The organism is Falsiruegeria litorea R37, assembly GCF_900172225.1.
GTDB lineage: Bacteria > Pseudomonadota > Alphaproteobacteria > Rhodobacterales > Rhodobacteraceae > Falsiruegeria > Falsiruegeria litorea.
In genome coordinates, this window is sequence record NZ_FWFO01000004.1 from 255,670 (window position 1) to 274,723 (window position 19,054).

At 61.2% G+C, this 19,054-nt stretch carries 19 protein-coding genes; 7 read left to right on the forward strand and 12 right to left on the reverse strand.

All coding sequences use genetic code 11. The features are described 5' to 3' along the window. The first annotated feature begins 61 nt into the window (after nucleotides 1-61). A complete protein-coding gene (locus tag TRL7639_RS23145) occupies nucleotides 62-199 on the forward strand; it encodes a hypothetical protein (RefSeq protein ID WP_165759855.1) in 138 nt (45 codons plus the stop codon). A 31-nt stretch (nucleotides 200-230) separates the two neighbouring features. Here TRL7639_RS23145 and TRL7639_RS19390 read toward each other — a convergent pair whose 3' ends face one another. From TRL7639_RS19390 to lpdA, 8 genes are all read right to left on the reverse strand, one after another. Continuing rightward, nucleotides 231-1,229, reverse strand: coding sequence for a helix-turn-helix domain-containing protein (locus TRL7639_RS19390; RefSeq protein WP_235820461.1), 999 nt, complete (start codon nucleotides 1,227-1,229; stop codon nucleotides 231-233). A gap of 116 nt (nucleotides 1,230-1,345) precedes the next feature. Beyond that, entirely contained in the window at nucleotides 1,346-4,198 is a 2,853-nt protein-coding gene (gene gcvP / locus TRL7639_RS19395; protein WP_085797522.1) for an aminomethyl-transferring glycine dehydrogenase, read from the reverse strand. A 68-nt stretch (nucleotides 4,199-4,266) separates the two neighbouring features. Further along, entirely contained in the window at nucleotides 4,267-4,632 is a 366-nt protein-coding gene (gcvH, locus tag TRL7639_RS19400) for a glycine cleavage system protein GcvH (protein WP_085797523.1), read from the reverse strand. An 18-nt stretch (nucleotides 4,633-4,650) separates the two neighbouring features. Then, the gene (gene gcvT, locus TRL7639_RS19405) at nucleotides 4,651-5,748 is read right to left on the reverse strand and encodes a glycine cleavage system aminomethyltransferase GcvT (protein ID WP_085797524.1); all 1,098 of its coding nucleotides are present in this window, start codon (nucleotides 5,746-5,748) and stop codon (nucleotides 4,651-4,653) included. A 30-nt stretch (nucleotides 5,749-5,778) separates the two neighbouring features. Beyond that, the gene (locus tag TRL7639_RS19410; RefSeq protein WP_085797525.1) at nucleotides 5,779-6,192 is read right to left on the reverse strand and encodes a universal stress protein; all 414 of its coding nucleotides are present in this window, start codon (nucleotides 6,190-6,192) and stop codon (nucleotides 5,779-5,781) included. 76 nt (nucleotides 6,193-6,268) lie between these two features. Continuing rightward, a complete protein-coding gene (locus TRL7639_RS19415) occupies nucleotides 6,269-7,642 on the reverse strand; it encodes an alanine/glycine:cation symporter family protein (RefSeq protein WP_085797526.1) in 1,374 nt (457 codons plus the stop codon). Between the two features lie 49 nt (nucleotides 7,643-7,691). Further along, on the reverse strand, nucleotides 7,692-8,621 hold the full coding sequence (gene lipA / locus TRL7639_RS19420) for a lipoyl synthase (RefSeq protein ID WP_085797527.1): 930 nt from the start codon (nucleotides 8,619-8,621) through the stop codon (nucleotides 7,692-7,694). A gap of 12 nt (nucleotides 8,622-8,633) precedes the next feature. Then, entirely contained in the window at nucleotides 8,634-10,016 is a 1,383-nt protein-coding gene (gene lpdA, locus TRL7639_RS19425) for a dihydrolipoyl dehydrogenase (RefSeq protein ID WP_085797528.1), read from the reverse strand. A gap of 175 nt (nucleotides 10,017-10,191) precedes the next feature. Here lpdA and TRL7639_RS19430 point away from each other — a divergent pair, with 175 nt between their 5' ends. After that, nucleotides 10,192-10,806, forward strand: a complete 615-nt coding sequence (locus tag TRL7639_RS19430; RefSeq protein WP_085797529.1) for a helix-turn-helix domain-containing protein — start codon at nucleotides 10,192-10,194, stop codon at nucleotides 10,804-10,806. 1 nt (nucleotide 10,807) lies between these two features. Here TRL7639_RS19430 and TRL7639_RS19435 read toward each other — a convergent pair whose 3' ends face one another. After that, complete coding sequence (locus tag TRL7639_RS19435) at nucleotides 10,808-11,635, reverse strand: PhzF family phenazine biosynthesis protein (RefSeq protein ID WP_085797530.1); 828 nt, start codon at nucleotides 11,633-11,635, stop codon at nucleotides 10,808-10,810. After that, nucleotides 11,635-13,050 (reverse strand): MocR-like pyridoxine biosynthesis transcription factor PdxR, encoded by a 1,416-nt coding sequence (pdxR, locus tag TRL7639_RS19440; protein ID WP_085797531.1) that lies wholly within the window; start codon nucleotides 13,048-13,050, stop codon nucleotides 11,635-11,637. Before pdxR ends, TRL7639_RS19435 begins: the two co-directional genes overlap by 1 nt. 94 nt (nucleotides 13,051-13,144) lie before the next feature. Between pdxR and TRL7639_RS19445 the strand changes: the two genes are divergently transcribed. After that, nucleotides 13,145-13,855 carry a GNAT family N-acetyltransferase gene (locus tag TRL7639_RS19445; protein ID WP_085797633.1) on the forward strand — a complete coding sequence of 237 codons (711 nt, stop codon included), beginning with the start codon at nucleotides 13,145-13,147 and terminating at the stop codon, nucleotides 13,853-13,855. Nucleotides 13,856-13,920: 65 nt separating this feature from the next. On the opposite strand, the gene TRL7639_RS19450 is transcribed toward TRL7639_RS19445, so the two are convergent. After that, nucleotides 13,921-15,963 (reverse strand): molybdopterin-dependent oxidoreductase, encoded by a 2,043-nt coding sequence (locus tag TRL7639_RS19450; RefSeq protein WP_085797532.1) that lies wholly within the window; start codon nucleotides 15,961-15,963, stop codon nucleotides 13,921-13,923. A 169-nt stretch (nucleotides 15,964-16,132) separates the two neighbouring features. Here TRL7639_RS19450 and TRL7639_RS19455 point away from each other — a divergent pair, with 169 nt between their 5' ends. Next, nucleotides 16,133-16,993: a 2-dehydro-3-deoxygalactonokinase gene (locus TRL7639_RS19455; RefSeq protein ID WP_085797533.1), complete on the forward strand. Its 861-nt coding sequence runs from the start codon at nucleotides 16,133-16,135 to the stop codon at nucleotides 16,991-16,993. 51 nt (nucleotides 16,994-17,044) lie between these two features. Next, nucleotides 17,045-17,449 carry an acyl-CoA thioesterase gene (locus TRL7639_RS19460; RefSeq protein ID WP_085797534.1) on the forward strand — a complete coding sequence of 135 codons (405 nt, stop codon included), beginning with the start codon at nucleotides 17,045-17,047 and terminating at the stop codon, nucleotides 17,447-17,449. Here the strand turns inward: TRL7639_RS19460 and gph are convergent. Further along, a complete protein-coding gene (gene gph, locus TRL7639_RS19465; RefSeq protein WP_085797535.1) occupies nucleotides 17,431-18,087 on the reverse strand; it encodes a phosphoglycolate phosphatase in 657 nt (218 codons plus the stop codon). The two genes, TRL7639_RS19460 and gph, sit on opposite strands and share 19 nt — an antisense overlap. A 323-nt stretch (nucleotides 18,088-18,410) precedes the next feature. Between gph and hemP the strand changes: the two genes are divergently transcribed. Next, the gene (gene hemP / locus TRL7639_RS19470) at nucleotides 18,411-18,578 is read left to right on the forward strand and encodes a hemin uptake protein HemP (protein ID WP_085797536.1); all 168 of its coding nucleotides are present in this window, start codon (nucleotides 18,411-18,413) and stop codon (nucleotides 18,576-18,578) included. After that, nucleotides 18,575-19,048, forward strand: coding sequence for a hypothetical protein (locus TRL7639_RS19475; RefSeq protein ID WP_085797537.1), 474 nt, complete (start codon nucleotides 18,575-18,577; stop codon nucleotides 19,046-19,048). The genes hemP and TRL7639_RS19475 overlap by 4 nt, the downstream gene beginning before the upstream one ends. Nucleotides 19,049-19,054 lie beyond the last annotated feature (6 nt).

Consider the following 19,054-nt stretch of genomic DNA (forward strand, 5'->3'; position numbering starts at 1 on the left):
GAATTTGCCGGGCGATTTCCCGCTTATTGAAGCCCCTGTCACCACGCATTAGGTCAGGGGCATGAGCAACGAATCCCAAACTGTTAGCCCCGCTTCGACTGGTCTGGACAAGACTCTGGTCACCTTTGCTGTCGTGTTGGCGTCGCTGGGGATCATTGCGGTTACCAGCACATTGCTTAGTGTTTGGATCGTCTTTTAAATTCCCAGGCTTTCCATTCTTTTCTAGCTGTTTAAGCACTCCGGGCTTCTGCCGTGTTGGCAAAGGCTTGACGGCGCAGTGTTCGTGGGCTTGAGCCCAGTTCCTTGCGGCACCAATAGCTGAGGTTTGTAAGCGAGCTGAACCCGGTCGCGATCACGATCTCGGGCAGCGACAGGCTGGAATGCACCATCAGCTGATGCGCGCGCTCGATCCGCAAATTGCGATAAGCCACCAGCGGGGTGGTGTCGGTCTTTTCCTGAAATCGGCGTTCCAGCTTGCGGGTTGAAACACCCACCTGACGTGCCAGATCGCGCACCCGCTTGGGCTCTTCGATGTGGTCCTGCATCAGGTCCAGAATGCGCGCGATCAGGGCGTCGCCCTCGGCGCGTTGTTTCAGGCGCAGAGCCACCTTGCTTCGGGTGCGTTCGGATGGATTCGACAGACCCAGATATTCGGCCAGGGCACCTGCAATGAATTGCCCATGGTCATCCCGTATCAGGTCGATGAACAGATTGAGCGCGGCAAAGGGGCTGGTGGCGCTGTGCAGCGTGTTCGAGCTGGCGGTGTGACGCCCGCCTTGGGCCGGGGTCAGCTGTTCTTCTTCGGCGGCGGCCATGAAGTTTGGATGAACCGCGATCTGGTGGTTGTCGCGCAGGCCGGTTTCGCCCAGCAGGAACACCGCGCCACCCACCAGAACCGTACGTGGTGCCAGGCGGATGATGCGCTGCACTTTGTGGCGGTCGTCGGCCGAGACCTGCCAGCGGGTGTGCAGATCGCCCAGGAAAACCACGGTGCGGCGGCTCCAGCGGCGGGGGTCTTGGTGATGCGGCTCGGACAGGTGGCGCACCGACAGGCGATAACCTCCGTCTGTCAGCAGCTCATTGGCGGATAGGAACATGTCCTCGATCATCTGGGTGCCGGCAAGCGGGGCGCATTCGGGCAGCAAGATGTCGATGTCGTGAACGGGTGCCGTCCCTGTTGGCGCAAGGGTGCATTGAGCGGTGTCTGAAACCGGATTGAAAAAGGTCATGCCTGTCTCCTCCTGGTGATGGATCGCGTCAGTTTTGGGGGCACCCTGAAAAAAGGGGAGGGTGTGCCCTGCCGAGATATCCCGGCAGGGCTGGTTGATTTGAGGCCTGAGTTGGATCAGGCGTCGTCTTCGTAGTCCGACATGGGCGGGCAGGTGCAGATCAGGTTGCGGTCGCCATAGGCGTTGTCGACCCGATTGACGACCGGCCAGTATTTGTCGACGCCCAGGTTGCCCGGAGGGAAACACGCCTGCTCGCGGGTGTAGGGGCGATCCCAATCACCCACCAGATCGCGGACCGTGTGCGGCGCGTTCTTGAGCGGGTTGTTTTCCGCGTCGATCTTGCCGTCGATGATGTCCTGCGCCTCCTGACGGATCGAGATCATGGCGTCACAGAAGCGGTCAAGCTCTGCCATCGGCTCGGATTCCGTGGGTTCCACCATCAGCGTGCCAGCCACAGGCCAGGACATGGTCGGTGCGTGGAAGCCCGAGTCCACCAGTCGTTTGGCAACGTCGTCGACACTCACGTGGGCCTCGTCGTTCAGCGGGCGGGTGTCCAGGATGCATTCATGCGCCACACGGCCCGTTTCCGAGGTGTAGAGGATCGGATACGAGTCCTTCAGACGGGCCGCGATATAGTTGGCGTTCAGGATCGCCACTTTGGTTGCTTGCGTCAGACCCGCGCCACCCATCAGCAGCACATAGGCCCACGAGACGGGAAGGATCGAAGGCGAACCGAAGGGCGCCGCCGAAACCGGACCCACGGCAGTGCCGTATTCCGGGTGACCCGGCAGGTGCTCGGCCAAGTGTGCCTTGACGCCGATCGGACCCATGCCGGGGCCGCCGCCACCATGCGGAATGCAGAAGGTCTTGTGCAGGTTCAGGTGGCTGACGTCGCCGCCAATGTCACCCGGACGCGACAGACCCACCATGGCGTTCATGTTGGCCCCGTCGATGTAGACCTGACCGCCATGCTCATGCGTGATGTCACAGACCTCTTGCACGGTGGTCTCAAAGACGCCGTGGGTCGAGGGGTAGGTGATCATGCTGCCCGCAAGCTCGTTCGAGTGCTTTTCGGCCTTCTCGCGGAAGTCATTGAGGTCAATGTTGCCGTTGTCATCCGCTTTGATCGGAACAACCTTCCAGCCCACCATCTGCGCCGAGGCCGGGTTGGTGCCATGTGCCGAGGTCGGGATCAGGCAGACATTCCGGTGCCCCTCGCCGCGGGCGAAGTGATAGTTGCGGATGGTCAAAAGGCCTGCGTACTCACCCTGCGCGCCCGAGTTGGGCTGCTGGGAAATCGCGTCATAACCGGTGATCTGACACAGTTTGTCGTTCAGATCGTCGATCATCTGGTGATAGCCCTGCGCCTGATCTTCAGGGCAGAACGGGTGCAGATTGCCGAACTCGGGCCAGGTGACCGGAATCATCTCGATCGTGGCGTTCAGCTTCATGGTGCAGGACCCCAGCGGGATCATTGCACGGTCCAGCGCCAGATCTCGGTCGGCCAGGCGGCGCATATAGCGGGTGATCTCGGCCTCGGCCCGGTTCTTGTGGAAGATCGGGTGGGTCAGATATTCGCTTTCACGCAGCGCATAATCGGGCAGGCGATAGTGCTTTTCTGTGCTGTCGTCTTTGCGGTCGATGCCAAAGGCACCCCAGACGGCCTCGATGGTTTCCGGGCGGGTCTGCTCGTCAAGAGAGATACCAACCTTGGTCTCACCCACTTTGCGCAGGTTGACGCCACGGGCAACGGCAGCTTCCATGACGACGTTCTGCAGGTGACCCACTTCAACGGTGATGGTATCGAAAAACACCTCTGGTTCGACCGAGAATCCGGCCTCTTCCAGGCCAACGGCCAGACGCGATGTCTTGCGGTGTACCGACTGGGCAATTGCCTTGATGCCGTCGGGACCGTGGTAGACGGCGTACATCGATGCAATCACAGCCAGCAGCGCCTGAGCGGTACAAACGTTCGAGTTGGCCTTTTCGCGGCGAATATGTTGCTCGCGGGTTTGCAGCGCAAGGCGATAGGCTTTGTTGCCGCGCGCGTCGATGGACACGCCGATGATCCGACCGGGCATCGAGCGCTTCAGCTTGTCGGTGGTTGCCATGTAAGCGGCGTGGGGGCCACCGTAACCCATGGGCACGCCGAACCGCTGGGTCGAGCCGATGGCGATGTCCGCGCCCATTTCACCGGGCGATTTCAGCAGCGCCAGCGACAGGATGTCGGCGGCAACAATGGCGATGGCCTTGTTTTCATGCAACGCAGCGATCTGGTCGGTGAAGTCCTGCACATGACCGTTGGTGCCCGGATACTGGAAGATCGCGCCAAAGACGGCACCGGCTTCCAGCTCAGCGGGATCGGCAACCTGCACGTCAACGCCCAAAGGCTCGGCGCGGGTTTTGATCACGGCGATGGTCTGCGGGTGGCAGTTCTTGTCGACAAAGAAGGCCGCGTTGTTGGCTTTGGACCGTCCGCCGCGTTTCGCCATTGCCATGGCTTCGGCTGCTGCGGTGGCCTCATCAAGCAGCGAGGCGTTTGCAACGTCCAGCCCGGTCAGATCGCTGACCATGGTCTGGAAGTTCAACAGCGCCTCAAGACGGCCCTGGGAAATCTCGGGCTGGTAGGGGGTATAGGCCGTGTACCACGCCGGGTTTTCCAGAATGTTGCGCAGGATCGGCGCCGGGGTGGTGGTGCCGTAATAGCCCTGACCAATCAGCGAGGTCAGAACCTTGTTCTTGCTCGCGATCTCTTTCATGTGGAACAGCGCATCGCGCTCGGTCATCGCCGGACCCCAATCGAGCGCCTCTTTCTGGCGGATCGCAGGGGGGACGGTGGCGTCGATCAGCTCGTCCAGGGTTTTGAAGCCGATCACCTTGAGCATATCGCGCATTTCGGTGGGCGACGGGCCGATGTGGCGGCGATTGGCGAAATCGTAAGCTTCGTAATCGGTGAGTTTGAAGGCCATTTCAGCGCTCCTGAGGTCAAATGTCCGGCCCGGCGGTCTGCCGCCGGGCGTGTTTGGCAAATGAAGACTTAGCCGATCAGGGCTTTGTAGCCATCCAGATCCATCAGCTCTTCGAGCTGCGAGGCGTCCGACAGTTTGATCTTGTAGATCCAGGCGTCGCCCTCGGGGCTTTCGTTCAGCTTGCCGGGGTTCTCTTCGAGATCGCCGTTCACGGCGACAACTTCGCCATCGACGGGAGCGTAGATTTCGGACGCGGCTTTGACGGATTCGATCACGCCGATTTCGTCGCCTTTTTCGAAGTCATCGCCTTCTTCTTTCTGCTCGACAAAAACGATCTCTCCCAGCTGGTCAGCTGCGTGCTGTGTGATGCCGATGGTGGCGGTGTCGCCCTCGACCAGAACCCATTCGTGCTCTTCGGAATAATAGATAGCCATGTTCTAGTTGCTCTCTGTTTAGCGTTTGTAGTTTTGCTGCACGAAGGGCAGCGATACGATTTCGGCAGGTTGAACCTTGCCGCGAATGATCAGGTTGACCTTCTCGCCCGGCTCGCCGTGGCCTGCCGAGACATAGCCCATGGCCACCGGTCCACCGACAGTGGGGCCAAAGCCTCCCGAGGTGATCTCGCCGATAGTATTGCCTTCAAGACATTGGATTTCAACGTGTTGACGGGCAGGGGCGCGGCCTTCGGGCTTGATGCCCACCAGCTTCTTGGCGGCGCCTTCGGCCAATTCCTTTTGGATGCGCGCGGCACCGGGGAACCCGCCTTCTTCCTTGCGGCGCTTTTGCATCGCCCAGCCAAGCGAGGCCTCGACGGGCGAGGTCGACTGGTCGATGTCATTGCCATAAAGGCACAGACCGGCTTCAAGACGCAGGCTGTCACGTGCGCCAAGACCCGCAGGCTCACAATCGTCATGCGCCAGGAACGCGCGCGACACTTCGATCGCCTTGTCCTCGGGGATCGAGATCTCGTACCCGTCTTCGCCGGTGTACCCCAGGCGAGAGATGCGGCATTCGACGCCGTTGATGTCGGCCACGGTGGTTTCCATGAACTTCAGCTCACGCGCGGCGGGGCACAGATCGCCCACAACGTTTTCGGCTGACGGGCCTTGGACCGCAACCAATGCGCGGTCAAAGATCTCGGTCACTTCGACGCCATCCAGGTGGGCGGTCATGTGCGGGATGTCTTGGTGACGCAGGGCGGCGTTCACGACGACAAAGAAGTGATCGCCTGCGTTCGACACGATCAGGTCGTCCATGATCCCGCCCTCTTCATTGGTGAAGAAGCCGTAGCGCGCCTTGCCCTCTTTCAGGGTGGCATAAGCCTGCGGGCAGAGTGTTTCCAATTTCTCACCCACGTTTTCGCCGCGCAGGATCACCTGACCCATGTGGCTGACGTCAAACAGGCCGGCCTTGGCGCGGGTGTGGTTGTGTTCGCCCATGATGCCCATGGGGTATTGGACGGGCATTTCCCAGCCCGCGAAGTCGACCATCTTGCCGCCGAGTTCGACGTGCAGGTCATAAAGTGGTGTGCGTTTGGGCGCGTCGGTCATGACAGGTGCCTTTCAGTTGACGGGTCGGGATCAGTCACGGACGACCATAACGGTGCAATGCGCGTTGCGCACCACCCGGGCCAGGTTCGGACCAATTTCATAATTCGGGAAGTCGCCTTTGGCCGATGCCATGATGATCATGTCATAGCCGTCTTTGTGGGCAAGCTTGAGGATTTCGCGGTAAACGCTGCCTTCTTCAATGTGCACCGGCACGTAGGCGGCGTCGTTTGCGGCCAGAATGGCCTCGACTTTGCCACGGACATAGTCCTTGGCGCCAGAACCATAGCCTTCGGGCAGGTTCGGCAGTTGGATGATCTCGGGGATGACCTCGACGGCGTGCAGTTCTGCACCATAGAACTTGGCCTGTTCCAGCGCGGTCGCCAACGCCTTTTTCCAGGACCGGTCATCGGTGTGGTCGATCGGAAGCAGGATTTTCGTAGCCATCTGTCGTCTCCTCACGAGGCAAGAATTCTGATTGTGGAGGAGAGGGCCGGGGTGCGGCCCTCTCGAAGGGTTTGTGTTACTCAGCAGCCGTACTGCCGCCGCTTTCCGAGGCTCCGCCAGAGGCGAAGAATTCGCGGGTCAGCTTGAAGACAACCGGGCTGAGCAGGGCCAGAGCGATCAGGTTCGGGATCGCCATCATGGCGTTCAGCGTGTCCGCCAGCAGCCAGACAAAGCCCAGATCGGCGGTCGCACCAAAGTAGATCGCTACGATCCACAGCACGCGGTAGGGCATCAGCGCACGAGCGCCAAAGAAGAAGCCCACGCATTTTTCACCGTAGAACGACCAGCCCAGGATGGTGGTGAAGGCAAAGATCGACAGAGCAATGGCGATCAACGCGCCACCAATGCCCGGCAGCGAGGTTTCAAACGCCAGCGAAGTCAGCGCCGCACCCGATTCACCCGAGATCCACGCGCCCGAGGCGATGATGGCCAGACCGGTGATCGAGCAGACGATGATGGTGTCGATGAATGTACCCAGCATCGCAACCAGACCCTGGTTCACAGGACCGGCAGTCGAGGCAGCAGCGTGTGCAATCGGAGCGGAACCCAGACCGGCCTCGTTCGAGAACACACCACGGGCCACACCAAAGCGGATTGCGGCCCAGACGGCTGCACCGGCAAAGCCACCTTCGGCTGCCGACGGGGTAAAGGCGTGCGTGAACACCAGGCTCAGCGCGTCGCCGATGGCGCCGATGTTGATCAGCAGAACCAGCAGGCCTGCGATGATGTAGCTGACGGCCATGAACGGCACCAGTTTACCAGCCACCGCACCGATGCGAGTGATGCCGCCCAGGATCACGGCTGCGGTCAGAACCATCAGCACAACGCCGGTCACGGATGTGTTGACGCCAAAGTTGCTGTCCAGAACCTGTGCTACGCCGTTGGCCTGTACGCCGTTGCCGATACCAAACGCGGCAATCGCGCCGAACAGGGCAAAGGCAGGGGCCAGCCAGTACCACGACGAGCTGAGGCCGTTTTTGATGTAGTACATCGGACCACCAACAAAGTTGCCCAGCTCGTCGGTCTCGCGATATTTCACGGCACAGACGGCTTCGGCATATTTGGTGGCCATGCCCACCAGGGCGGTCATCCACATCCAGAACAAGGCGCCCGGACCGCCCAGGAAGACAGCGGTGGCAACACCGGCGATGTTCCCTGTGCCAATGGTGGCCGACAGCGAGGTCATCAGCGCGTTGAACGGGCTGATCTGGCCTTCGCCTTGGCCTTCACGGCCTTTGAACAGCAGGCTGAAGCCCGTGCCCAGTTTCAGGATCGGCATGAACTTCAGGCCGACCTGCAGGAAGAAGCCGACGCCGAGGATGAGGACCAGCATCAGCGGCCCCCACACGACGCCATTGATGGCTCCTACGATTGAACTTAACGCTTCCATGGTTTCCCTCCCATTTGCGTCTGGTAATTTGCCTTGATCTTCGACCGCTTCAGGCGAGAGCCGTCAGACGAGCTTGTTTCAAGGCGGCAAAATCTTCGTCCGCGTGGAACGAGGATCTGGTCAACGGCGTTGCGGATACGCCGAGGAAGCCCTTGCCCTTTGCGATCTGTTCCAGCTGGGCGAACTCCTCAGGCGTCCAGAACCGGTCGATCGGGTGATGTTTGGGGGTGGGCTGCAGGTATTGGCCGACGGTCAAAAAATCGACCCCAGCCGCGCGCAGGTCGTCCATGACCTGACGCACATCATTCATGGTTTCGCCCAGACCCACCATCAGGCCGGACTTGGTGAAGACCTGCGGGTTGGCGCGCTTGGCATCATCCAGCAGGCGCAGCGAGGTATAGTAGCGGGCACCGGGGCGCACGCGTGGGTAAAGATGCGGTACGGTTTCAAGGTTGTGGTTGAACACGTCTGGTGCGGCGTTGAACACGGCCCGCGCGGCGTCGCCTTTGCCCAGAAAATCGGGGGTCAGCACTTCGATCGTGGTTCTGGGGGTCTGATGACGCACGGCGCGGATGGTTTGTGCAATGTGATCAGCACCGCCATCCGCCAGATCATCGCGGTCAACGGATGTGATCACCACATGGCGCAGTCCCAGCTTCTTGACAGCTTGCGCGACGCGACCGGGTTCAAACGCATCCAGCGCGTCCGGCTTGCCGGTCGCCACGTTACAGAAGGAACAACCGCGGGTACACGTCTCGCCCATGATCATCATGGTGGCATGGCGCTGCGACCAGCATTCGCCGATGTTGGGACAGGCCGCTTCTTCACAAACCGTGCTCAGATTGTGGTCCCGCATCAGGCGGCGGGTTTCGTAATACTCGGCGCTTTCGATCTTTTTCTTGCGGATCCACTTGGGCTTGCGCGGGATCACGCTGTCGGCCTTTTTGGATTTCTCGGGGTGGCGAAGCTGGATGGTCATCTGGCGTCCCCCTTATGCGTGGATGGCGCGGCCAAGCGCGTCGAGGCAGGCCTCTTTCACTGCTTCGCCCATAGCCGGGTGGGCGTGGCATGTGCGCGCGACCTCTTCAACGGTGGCGCCTTTGGTCATGGCCAGCACCAGTTCTGCGATCAGATCGCCGCCATGCGCGCCGCAGATGTGCGCGCCCAGGATCTGCCCCTCGGGCGTGGCGAGAACCTTGACCGCGCCGTCGGTTTCACCGGTCGAGCGCGCGCGCGAGTTCGCCATGAAGGTGAACTTGCCGCTTATATAGTCGGTGCCTGCCTCTTTAAGCGCCTCTTCGGTCTGCCCGACCGAGGCGACCTCGGGGTCAGTGTAAACCACGCCAGGAACGGTGTTGTAATCCACATGGCCGTGCTGACCGGCCAGGGATTCGACGCAGGCGACGCCGTCCTCTTCGGCCTTGTGCGCCAGCATCGGGCCGGGGACACAATCGCCGATGGCATAGATGCCGGGGACCGAGGTCTGGAACGCGTCGTCAACTTCGATGAAACCACGTGCGTTCACAGCGACCCCCAGGTCTTCGAGACCCAAACCACGGGTGACAGGGCGGCGACCGATGGCGATCAGCACCTTGTCGGCTTCGATCTGCTCGACTTTGTCCTTGCCGACACGCTCTACGGTCAGCGACAGGCCCGCGTCGGTCTTTTCAACGGTCTTCAACGCACGGCCAAGCTGGAACTTCAGACCCCGCTTGGACAAGGCACGCTGCGACAGCTTGGCGATTTCGCCGTCGATGCCGGGCAGGATACGGTCGAGGAATTCAACAACGGTCACCTTGGCGCCCAGACGGGCCCAGACCTGGCCCAGCTCCAGGCCGATCACGCCTGCACCCACAACAACCAGATGCTCTGGAACCGCATCCAATGCCAACGCACCAGTCGAACTGACCACATCCACTTCGTCGATCTCGACACCCGGCAGCGGGGTCGGTTCGGACCCGGTGGCGATCAGGATGTTCTTGGCCTCATGGACCTCGTCACCCACCTTGACCTGACCAGGGGCGGGGATGCTGGCCCAGCCTTCGATGTGCTCAACACCGTTCTTCTTGAACAGGAAAGCGATCCCTTTGGTCAGATCGCCCACCACCTTGTCCTTGCGCCCCATCATGGCGTCCAGATCAATGCTGGCCCCCTCGACCGAGATGCCGTGTGAGGAGACATGGGAGAGTTCGGCAAACTTGGCCGAGGAGGTCAGCAAGGCTTTGGACGGGATGCAACCAACGTTCAGGCAAGTGCCGCCAAGGGCGCCGCGCCCTTCGACACAAGCGACCGACAGGCCCAGTTGAGCCGCGCGGATCGCCGCGACATAGCCACCCGGTCCACCACCGATCACGATCAGATCAAATGCGCTCATGGGTCTCCCCTCCCTGAGATGGCGCGTAGCGGATTGTCGCCGAATGCGCCTGTATGCTGCGTTTCGACTCCTTTAGGAAACTTTTCCCCTATAAGCAACAAAAACTATTGTTGAGAAATTTTGACTATGAACTAGGTCATGGCTAAGCTCTGCGGGAAACAAGGAAAATGGGCGGATGGAACCAGTTCAATTAGAAGAGAGCGGTATCGCGATTGAGGCGAATGAAGCCCCGGATGGCGAAGTTCTGGGGAAAATGATTCGGGATGCGCGCAAGGAAAAAGGCCTGACGCTTGAGGAAGCGGCCAAGGCGGCCGCCATTGGTCGCTCGACCCTGTCCAAGATCGAAAACAATCAAACCCGCCCCAGTTTCGAGATCATCCGCCGTTTGATGCAAACGCTGGAACTGGAAACGCCGCAGCTGTTTGTGCAGTCAGCGCAAAGCGATATCTCGGGTCGTCGTGATTTCACCCGCAAGGGGCAGGGCGAGCACAAGGAAACCCCGACCTATGATCACGAGCTGCTGTGCAGTGAACTGACCAGCAAACGCATGGTCCCCTACATCAGCACCATCAAGGCGCGCGATGTCACTGAGTTTGAAAGCTGGGTTCGACACCGGGGTGAAGAGTTCATGTTCGTGCTAAGCGGCGAGCTGACACTTTATACGGAACACTACCGGCCGCTGAAGATGCAGGCGGGGGATTCCGTGTATTACGACAGCGGCATGGGGCACGGCTGTGTCTCGACCAGCGAAGAGGACGCTACCGTCCTTTGGGTGTCGCTCGAGGGGTGATCTACAGGGTCACCGTGCCGTCGATGAGAATGTGGCTTTGACCGCCGATCCACACGGTGCCCTCGCGACAATCGGCGTAAACGCGACCGGTGCGACCGATGCAGGTGCCTTGCGCGATCACCTTTGGGCCCGTCCAATCGCCGGTTTCGTATTTCCAACACGCAAGCGCCGCGTTCAGCGACCCGGTGATCGGGTCCTCGCTCATGGAACTGGCGGGGCCAAGGTTGCGGACCTCTACGTCTGCTTCGCCGCCCGGTCCGAGCAGGGCAACACCGCGAAACTCCGGCCCGCGTTTGGCGAATGGGGCCACGGCCAAAACGTCAGCGGCGCTTTGCAGTTCGATCACCTGCCATGTGGGGCCATTGTTCAGTCGCGTAGTGCGTGTGATCAGGTCCCGAGGCAGGGCAAGTGCTGCGCAGATGCGCTCGACTTGGTCCGGGTCCAGGGCGTCCACCGTGGTTGAAGGCGCGGCAAAGGCGGGCATCGCGCCGCTTTGGTCAATTTCGACCAACCCAACCCCGCATTCTTGCACCACCACGCCGGGCCGTTTCGATACTCCGCCCGCAGCCAGCCAGGCCGCGCAGCTGCCCAACGTGGGGTGCCCGGCAAACAGCATCTCGCCCGACAGCGAGAAGATGCGCAGGCGATAGTCTGCGTCCGGCGAGGTGGGGAATTGGATGAACGTTGTCTCGGCCAGGTTGGTCCAGGTGGCAAAATCCTGCATCTGCTGATCGCTCAGCCCGTCCCCATCCAGCACAACCGCCAGCCCGTTGCCTTGGGTCGGGGTGGGCGTGAAGACATCAACTTGCATGAAACGGCGGGATTGCATCAGCGGCTCCGGTGTGAGGGGTCGAATATCTGTTCAAGGCGGGTCAGGGCCTGTTCCAGCTCTTCTATGGAAAAGCCGCAGTAGCCCAGAAGAAAGCCGTTATAGTCCGCCCCGGTTGCGCAGAAATGCGATAAGGTGTCGACGTTGAGCCCCAGCTCTTTCGCGCGGGCGGCAAGTGTTGTGTCGTCTAGCCCAGCACGCAGATGAAAGGCCACCTGCATCCCCGCCTGATGATCCACCAGCGAGCCAACGTCGGAAAAGTCCCGGGTCAGCCGGTCCAGCAGATACCTGCGCCGCTCGCCGTAGGTGCGGCGCACCCGGCGCAGATGGCGATAGAATTCACCATCGCGGATGAACTCGGCCAGGGCCTGCTGCGGCATGTAACTGGCGCGCAGACCAAAGCGTTCGAGCGAGGTGCGGAAGTGATCCGTCAGCGCCTGGGGGACGATCAGATAGCCAAGGCGCAGGGTGTTGGAAAAGATCTTGGAGAAGCTGCCGACATAGATCGTGCGGTTCAGCCGATCAAAACCCGCCATCGCCGGAATGGGCCGCCCGGCATAACGGAACTCGCTGTCATAGTCGTCTTCGATGATCCAGCCGCCGGTGCGGTCGGCCCAGGTGATGAAGGCCTGCCGCCTGTCTGGCGACATCGCGCCCCCCAGCGGGAACTGATGAGACGGTGTCAGAACTGACAGACGCACGTCCTGTTCCGGGCGGGGGAGTTGCGCGCCATGCTCATCCACGGGCAGGAAACGCGTCACCAGCCCGCGTGCATCTGCAAAGCGTCGCAAAGGTGGGTAGCAGGGGTTTTCCAGCCCGATGCCCTCACCGCGCTCGGCCAGCGTTCTGGTGCAGATTTCCAGCGCGTCGGCCGAGCCTGCGGTGACAATGATCTGGGCCGGGTCTGCCGTGATGCCGCGCCATTCGGCCACGTGCCCGGCGATGGCCTGGCGCAGTTCGAAATTGCCGAACGCCGCGCCGCCCAGCAGCATGGCCTGCGGGTTGGTGCGGCAGACCCGTGCCACTGATTTGGCCCATTGGCGATAGGGAAACAGCCGCATGTCGGGATAGCCCGGTGCGAAGGGCAGACGGGTGGGGGTGGTTTCGGGTTCAATCGCGCGGGTCGGTGACGGGTTGGGCGCGGCGAATTCCACCCCTTCCATCGCGCGGATGGTATATCCGGACCCTTGCAGGCTGCTCAGATACCCTTCGGCCACCAGTTGTTCGTAAGCGGTGACCACGGTTGAGCGCGACACCCCCAGTTCCGTCGCCAGCGCGCGGGTGGCAGGCAGGCGCGCGCCATGCAGCAAATCACCCCGCGTGACCCTTTGGCGGATGTGGTCGCAGATCTGCTCGAACACGGGCGTGCGGGCCTCGCGGTCGATGGCAAAGGCGATGGAGGGCGTTTGGGTCATCGAATTGGTCTGCTCAAATCGTTATTCTTTGGACATTAACGGCGCGCCGAATGTGGTGCAAACCCGCAATCGACAATGCGGAATGGAGAGCATCATGGCGCAGCGGATCAACGAACACGGACAACCCATCGGGGTCGAGGTGCCCAATTGGACCGGATGCGACCGGCCGGGCGATGCGCCCATGGAGGGGCGGTTTTGCCGGGTTGAGCGTCTGAACCCTGAACGGCACGGTGCGGACCTGTTCGACGCTTTCAATCATGACCAAACGGGGCAGCTTTGGACGTATATGCCGGTTGGTCCTTTTGTCGATGACCGAGCCGGGTTCGACGCTTGGCTGGCCGAGGCGGCGCTCAGCCCTGATCCTTTGTTTCACGCCATCATCGACGCCCAGACCGGACAGGCCGTTGGCGTGGCCAGCTATCTGCGCATCGCGCCGCAGGCGGGCACGATCGAAGTGGGGTTCATTGCGTTCTCTCCGCTCCTTCAACGGACACCGCTTGCGACCGAGGCGATGTTTCTGATGATGAAACGGGTGTTCGCGGAGTTGGGCTATCGCCGCTACGAGTGGAAATGTGATGCGCTCAATGCGCCGTCCAAGCGCGCGGCAGAGCGGTTGGGCTTTACCTACGACGGCGCGTTCGAACAGGCGCTGGTCTACAAGGGCCGCAACCGGGACACCGCTTGGTTTTCGATCCTGGACCGGGATTGGCCGCGGATCGAGGCCGGATTCGATACGTGGCTTGCACCTGAGAATTTCGACGAACAGGGGCAACAGCGACAGTCCTTGGCTGCTTTGATGTCGTGACAAAAAAGGCGAGATTTCCGGACCTTCGGAAATCTCGCCAGGCAGGGAGCTGGGCAGGATCTGCCCTAGCTGCATCTCACATCCACAAAGGTTTCATTGTAGCAGGCGCCGTCTTCGATATCGGTGCGGATGCCTGCGGGGATCAGCGCGTTGGCGGTCAGACCGGTTTTCGAGGTGGCGCGCCAGGTGCCTTTGGGACTGTAAAGCACTCCGGGGCGCGTGGCCTCCGTGATGGAAAGGGTAAAGGTCACCTCTCCCTGTCCGTTGAACACCGTGACTTCGGCCCCGTCCTGCAACCCCAGATCGCCAGCATCTGCGGGGTTCATCTCGACCACTTCGGGTCCAAGACTGTCAGCATGACCGCCAAAGGTGGCGTTGGTGCGCTTGGCTGAGGATGGCGTGATCAGGGCAAAGCGCCGGTCTTGTGGTACGGGTTCAAAACGTGGCACGCCATAGCCAAAGCGATCCTCCAGATCCTGGCTGAACAGCTCGATCTTGCCGCTTGGCGTGGCAGGGTGGACGGTATCGCACATGATCATGTCCGCGCCGCCTTGGGTTTTCATGCCGATGGCGCGGTCCACGGCAATCTCGCTGGGGCGTTGACCGTTCAATTGTGGATGCGCACCATCCATGGCCTGATCCATCAGATCGCGGTCGCTGGCCAGGAACTCTGGTCCATCAAAGCCGAACTTTGCCGCGAGCCGCCGGAAGATTTCGGTGTTGGGCAGGCTTTCCCCGACCGGAGGGATCACTGGAGCCGCCCGTTGCAAATAGTTCTGCCCATAGGCGCCAAAGATGTCGTCATGTTCGAAATGGGTGCAGGCAGGCAAGATCACGTCGCACAGCAACATGCTGTCGGTCATTGCCACATCGCAGCCCGCCACAAACAAATCTTCGCGCATCAGCGCCTTGATCATGTTTGCCTGATCGGGGTGGGTGGCCACCGGGTTGTGGTTGTAGATCAGCGTCGCCTTGACCGGTGTGTCGAGTGTCTCATCCTGCAGCTTTTCGGCAATATCCACGATGTTGAACACCCGCGTTCCGCTTGGGATCAGATGTGAGCCTTGCAGAACGTCCGTGGTCTTGGGCACCGAAAGTCCGGATTTCGCAATCACGCCCGCGCCCAAGCGCCCGTGCTGGCCAGTCAACGCCTGCAGCGCCATCGCAGCCCGCAGGCCGGAACCACCGGAGCGACCCCGCTCCATCCCGTTGCCGAGCGAGGTGGCCATCGTGTCCGCCGCCATGATCCAATCGGCCAACTGGTGGAACTGGCCCATAGGGACACGGCAGATCGTTTCGACGTCTTCGACCGAATAGCTGCGGGCCTGTTCCATGTAGGCGTCAAAGCCCATGGTCCATTCGGTGACGAAATCCATGTCCAGGGCACCCCGCCGCTCCAGTTCGGCGGCCAGAGCCATGGCAAGGACGACGTCTGTGCCCGGGTGAATATGGATGTGCATATCCGCCTGTTCGGCTTGTTTGATCCGCTTGGGGTCGATGACGACCACGCGGGCGCCTGTGCTGCGCGCCTCTTTCAACACGCGGGTCATGTGCAGGTTCGACACGGTGACATTGTTGCCCCAGACCAGGATCAGATCGGCGTGCACGGCCTGCTCGGGCGGCATCCCCGGCGCTGCGCCATAGAGACTGCTGTAAGCTGTGCCGCGCACCGCGCCACATAGCGGGCCGCGATTGAGCAGGGACGCGCCGAGCTTATAAAAGAACCGCCGGTCCATCGAGCCACCTGCCAGTTCCCCATGGGGACCTGCATAGTTGAAGGGCAGGATCGATTGCGGCCCGTGCTCCGCAATTACCGCAGCAAAGCGGTCATGAATGATATCCAGCGCCTCGTCCCAGGTGATGCGCTCGAACTGTCCGCTGCCGCGCGGTCCTGTGCGTTTCATCGGATGGGTCAGGCGTTTGTCGCCATGCACGAAATCCGGGTAGGCGCGTGTGACCTTGTTGCAGATGACACCCGCCGTATAGGGGTTTGCGTCCGAGCCTTTCACTTGGGTGATCTGGTCGCCCTCGACCGTGATGTTCAGGCTGCAGGTGTCGGGACAATCCAGCGGGCAGACGCTGGGGTGGATTTTGGCTTGCTGGGTCATGACAGAGTCCGGGCGTTGCTGTGTTTGAGGCAGGATAGCGCTGTCATTTGGTTGTGCAGAACGGCCAAAAGGGCAAAATCTGACCAGACCAATTAGATTGGTTTGGCTGGGATGTGGCAGGCCCGTACAGAATCCGCTATGGCAACGGGACCGTAAAGCAGGAGCAGACATGGACACCTTGCCGGAATGGATCGCAGTTGATTGGACGCCTGTGCGCAGGCGGGCCTGGGCCATGCGCGGGGATACGGTTCTTGATATGGCCACGCAGGTCGGCCCGGTCGAGACCACGCGCCCGGCTGAGGCTCTGTTGGACCTGATCTCAGGCTTCTTGTCGGATTCGGCGGTCGACGTAATGACCTGTGGCACGCTTGGACCTGTGGGGGCCTCGGTGCCCTGCGCGCCTCTGTCGGACGGGGCGTGGTCGGTGGACATGGGCGACGCACGGGTGCGCCTGCGCGGTGTCTCCGGCCTGCGTCAGAAACAACCGGTGGACCTGATGCAAGGGGATGAGACCCGCGTGGCTGGGTTCCTGTCCCTCAACCCGGAGTGGGACGGCGTGATCTGCATCCCCGGCGAACACAGCCGCTGGATTCACGTCAGCGCCGGAGAGATCGTGAGCTTTCAGACCTTCATGACCGGCGTTGTCGCGGCCACATTTTTGGAGCGCACGGTGCCCGATGCGCGCGCGACCCGCGTGGATGGGGCTGCTTTTGTCGAAGCGGTGGCAGATGCCATTGCCAAGCCCGAGCGGGTCATGGCGCGGGTCTATTCGATACATGCCGAGGCGGTGCTAGATGGGCTGGAGCCCGAGATCGCCCGCGCGCGCCTGCTGGGTGGGTTGATCGGGTCGGAATTGGCAGCAGCGCGCCCCTTTTGGCTGGGTCAGCAACTGGCCGTGGTGGGCGAGGGCGAATTGGCGCAGCTTTATGTTGATGCCCTGGCCGCCCAGGGTGCCCCGGCTGCCTTGGCGGATGAGCCGCGCATGACGCGGGCCGGCCTGGCGACCGCTTGGCGCACCTTGACCTCTTGAGCTCGGGTCGCAAACACCCGACAGTGCGCGCAAACAAACAGGAGCAGCCCCTTGGCCTTTGACGTTCAGATCCCGGTTCGGTTCAAACATTGTGACCCCGCAGGGATCGTTTTCTTTCCGCGTTACTTCGAGATGATCAACGATGTGGTCGAGGATTGGTTTGCTCAGTCCCTAGGCACCCCGTTTGATGTTCTGGTCAAGGAAAACGGCGCGCCCACGGTCGAGATTTCGGCCGGGTTCACCGCGCCCAGCTTGCACGGCGATGTTCTAGATTTTCGCCTGGCGCCCGTACGCCTGGGGCGCTCAAGCGTGAGCTATGAGATCACGGCGCATTGCGGCGACGAACTGCGCCTGAGGTGCAGCGGCACGCTCGTCTACATCCAACGTATGGGCAAATCACAACCCTGGCCCGACAGCATCCGCGAACGGATCGAAGCTCAACTGCCGAGCAGCTGATCAACGGCTGCAATCAGACCCGCGCTGTCGTCAAACGTGGCATGGTGCGGAAGATCGGCCACCGGTGTCTTGCGATACCCCTTTGTGAACAGAAGAAACGGCACGCCCGCGCGGTGTGCGGTTTCAGCGTCAACCTCGCTATCGCCAACATAGATCTTTTGCGTGGCCTCCAGCGCGTCGAAGGTAGCGTGCAATGGGGCAGGGTCCGGTTTGCGTTGAGGCAGGCTGTCGCCGCCGATCACCACGTCAAAGAAGCGCGACATGTCCAGCGCGTCCAGCACATGGCGAGCCGGGGCTTCGGGCTTGTTTGTGCACAAACCCATCTTGAGCCCCCGCGTTTGCAGCGTCTCAAGCACCTCGATGATGCCGGGATACACAACCGTCAGCGCGGTTGAGGCGCGGTTGTAGTGGGCGAGGGTTGCCGCCGACAGCTCGGCGTGACGGGCCATGTCCTGCCCGACGTGCTCGATCACCAGTTTCACGAGATGCGGCAAGCCATTGCCGACAAAAGAGATCACGGTCGCAAGGTCCAGCGATTCGTACCCTTCGTCTGCCAGCATGGCGTTGACGGCGGCGGCAATGTCCGGTGCGCTGTCGACCAGCGTGCCGTCCAGATCAAAGACGATGCTTGCGGTCATTAGAAGTCCCCCTGTTTCAGCCTTGAGTGACAGGGCCAAAGCGCAAGCGCAAGAGGGGAGGCTCGCAGAATTCTGCGGGCGCAAAATTGCCCGCTTGACATACCTTACTATTTTTATCAGATTATGGATCAACACGAACAGCCAACCCGTTTTGCCAACCTGCTTTGCCAACCTGCTTTGCATAGGGTCAGCCAATATCGCAACCCAGTCCGATCTCTGGTTCGCAACATGCAAAGCATTGAATTCAAATGTCTGTTTCCTCGAGCCCGGACACACGTCCCAGCCACCACTCGCATCCAGTCCAAAGCTCAGGAGATGATCCAATGAACGCGCAGACCTCCACTCCGACCCAAGGTTACCCTGTTTCCCTGCTGCCGGCCCACAAGGCCGAAGAGCTGACCAAAGGCGGCAATCTGGCCCATATTGAGTTGGGCGATCAGCTGTACACGCTGCGGATCACCCGCGCGGGCAAATTGATCCTGACCAAATGAGCGGGACACCTCGGGGCGGGGCGGCTGTTGGCCGTCTCGCCGACCTGGCCCCGGTTGAGGCGGGCGCGGTGATGTACCTGCGCATGTGGAGCGACAGCGCCCATTCCCGCGCTGATGCCGCCAGCGATTTCAATCTTGCTCTCGGGCGGGGTCTTGGCAAATCGGCGATGTCGACGCTGGAGCAGATTTGCTCGCTATGTGCCGTGCACGGGCGTCGCCCATTGATCCGGCATGGGCTGGGTTGTTCCTGTTTGGGCGCAGATGAAAGCTGTTTCGCGCAGATGATCGGTGCAGCGGCAGACGGCCAGAATGAAGACGCGATGATGATGGCTGCGTTGATCGTGCGGCCGGACTTTGCACCGTCTCTGACGGCCCTGTCCGAGCAATTCGGGCTGGCTTTGCGGCGCATGACCCTTCCGTTTCAACACGGACGGGTGACACATTCCACGTCGCCATCAGTGTTGCACTGACAGCAC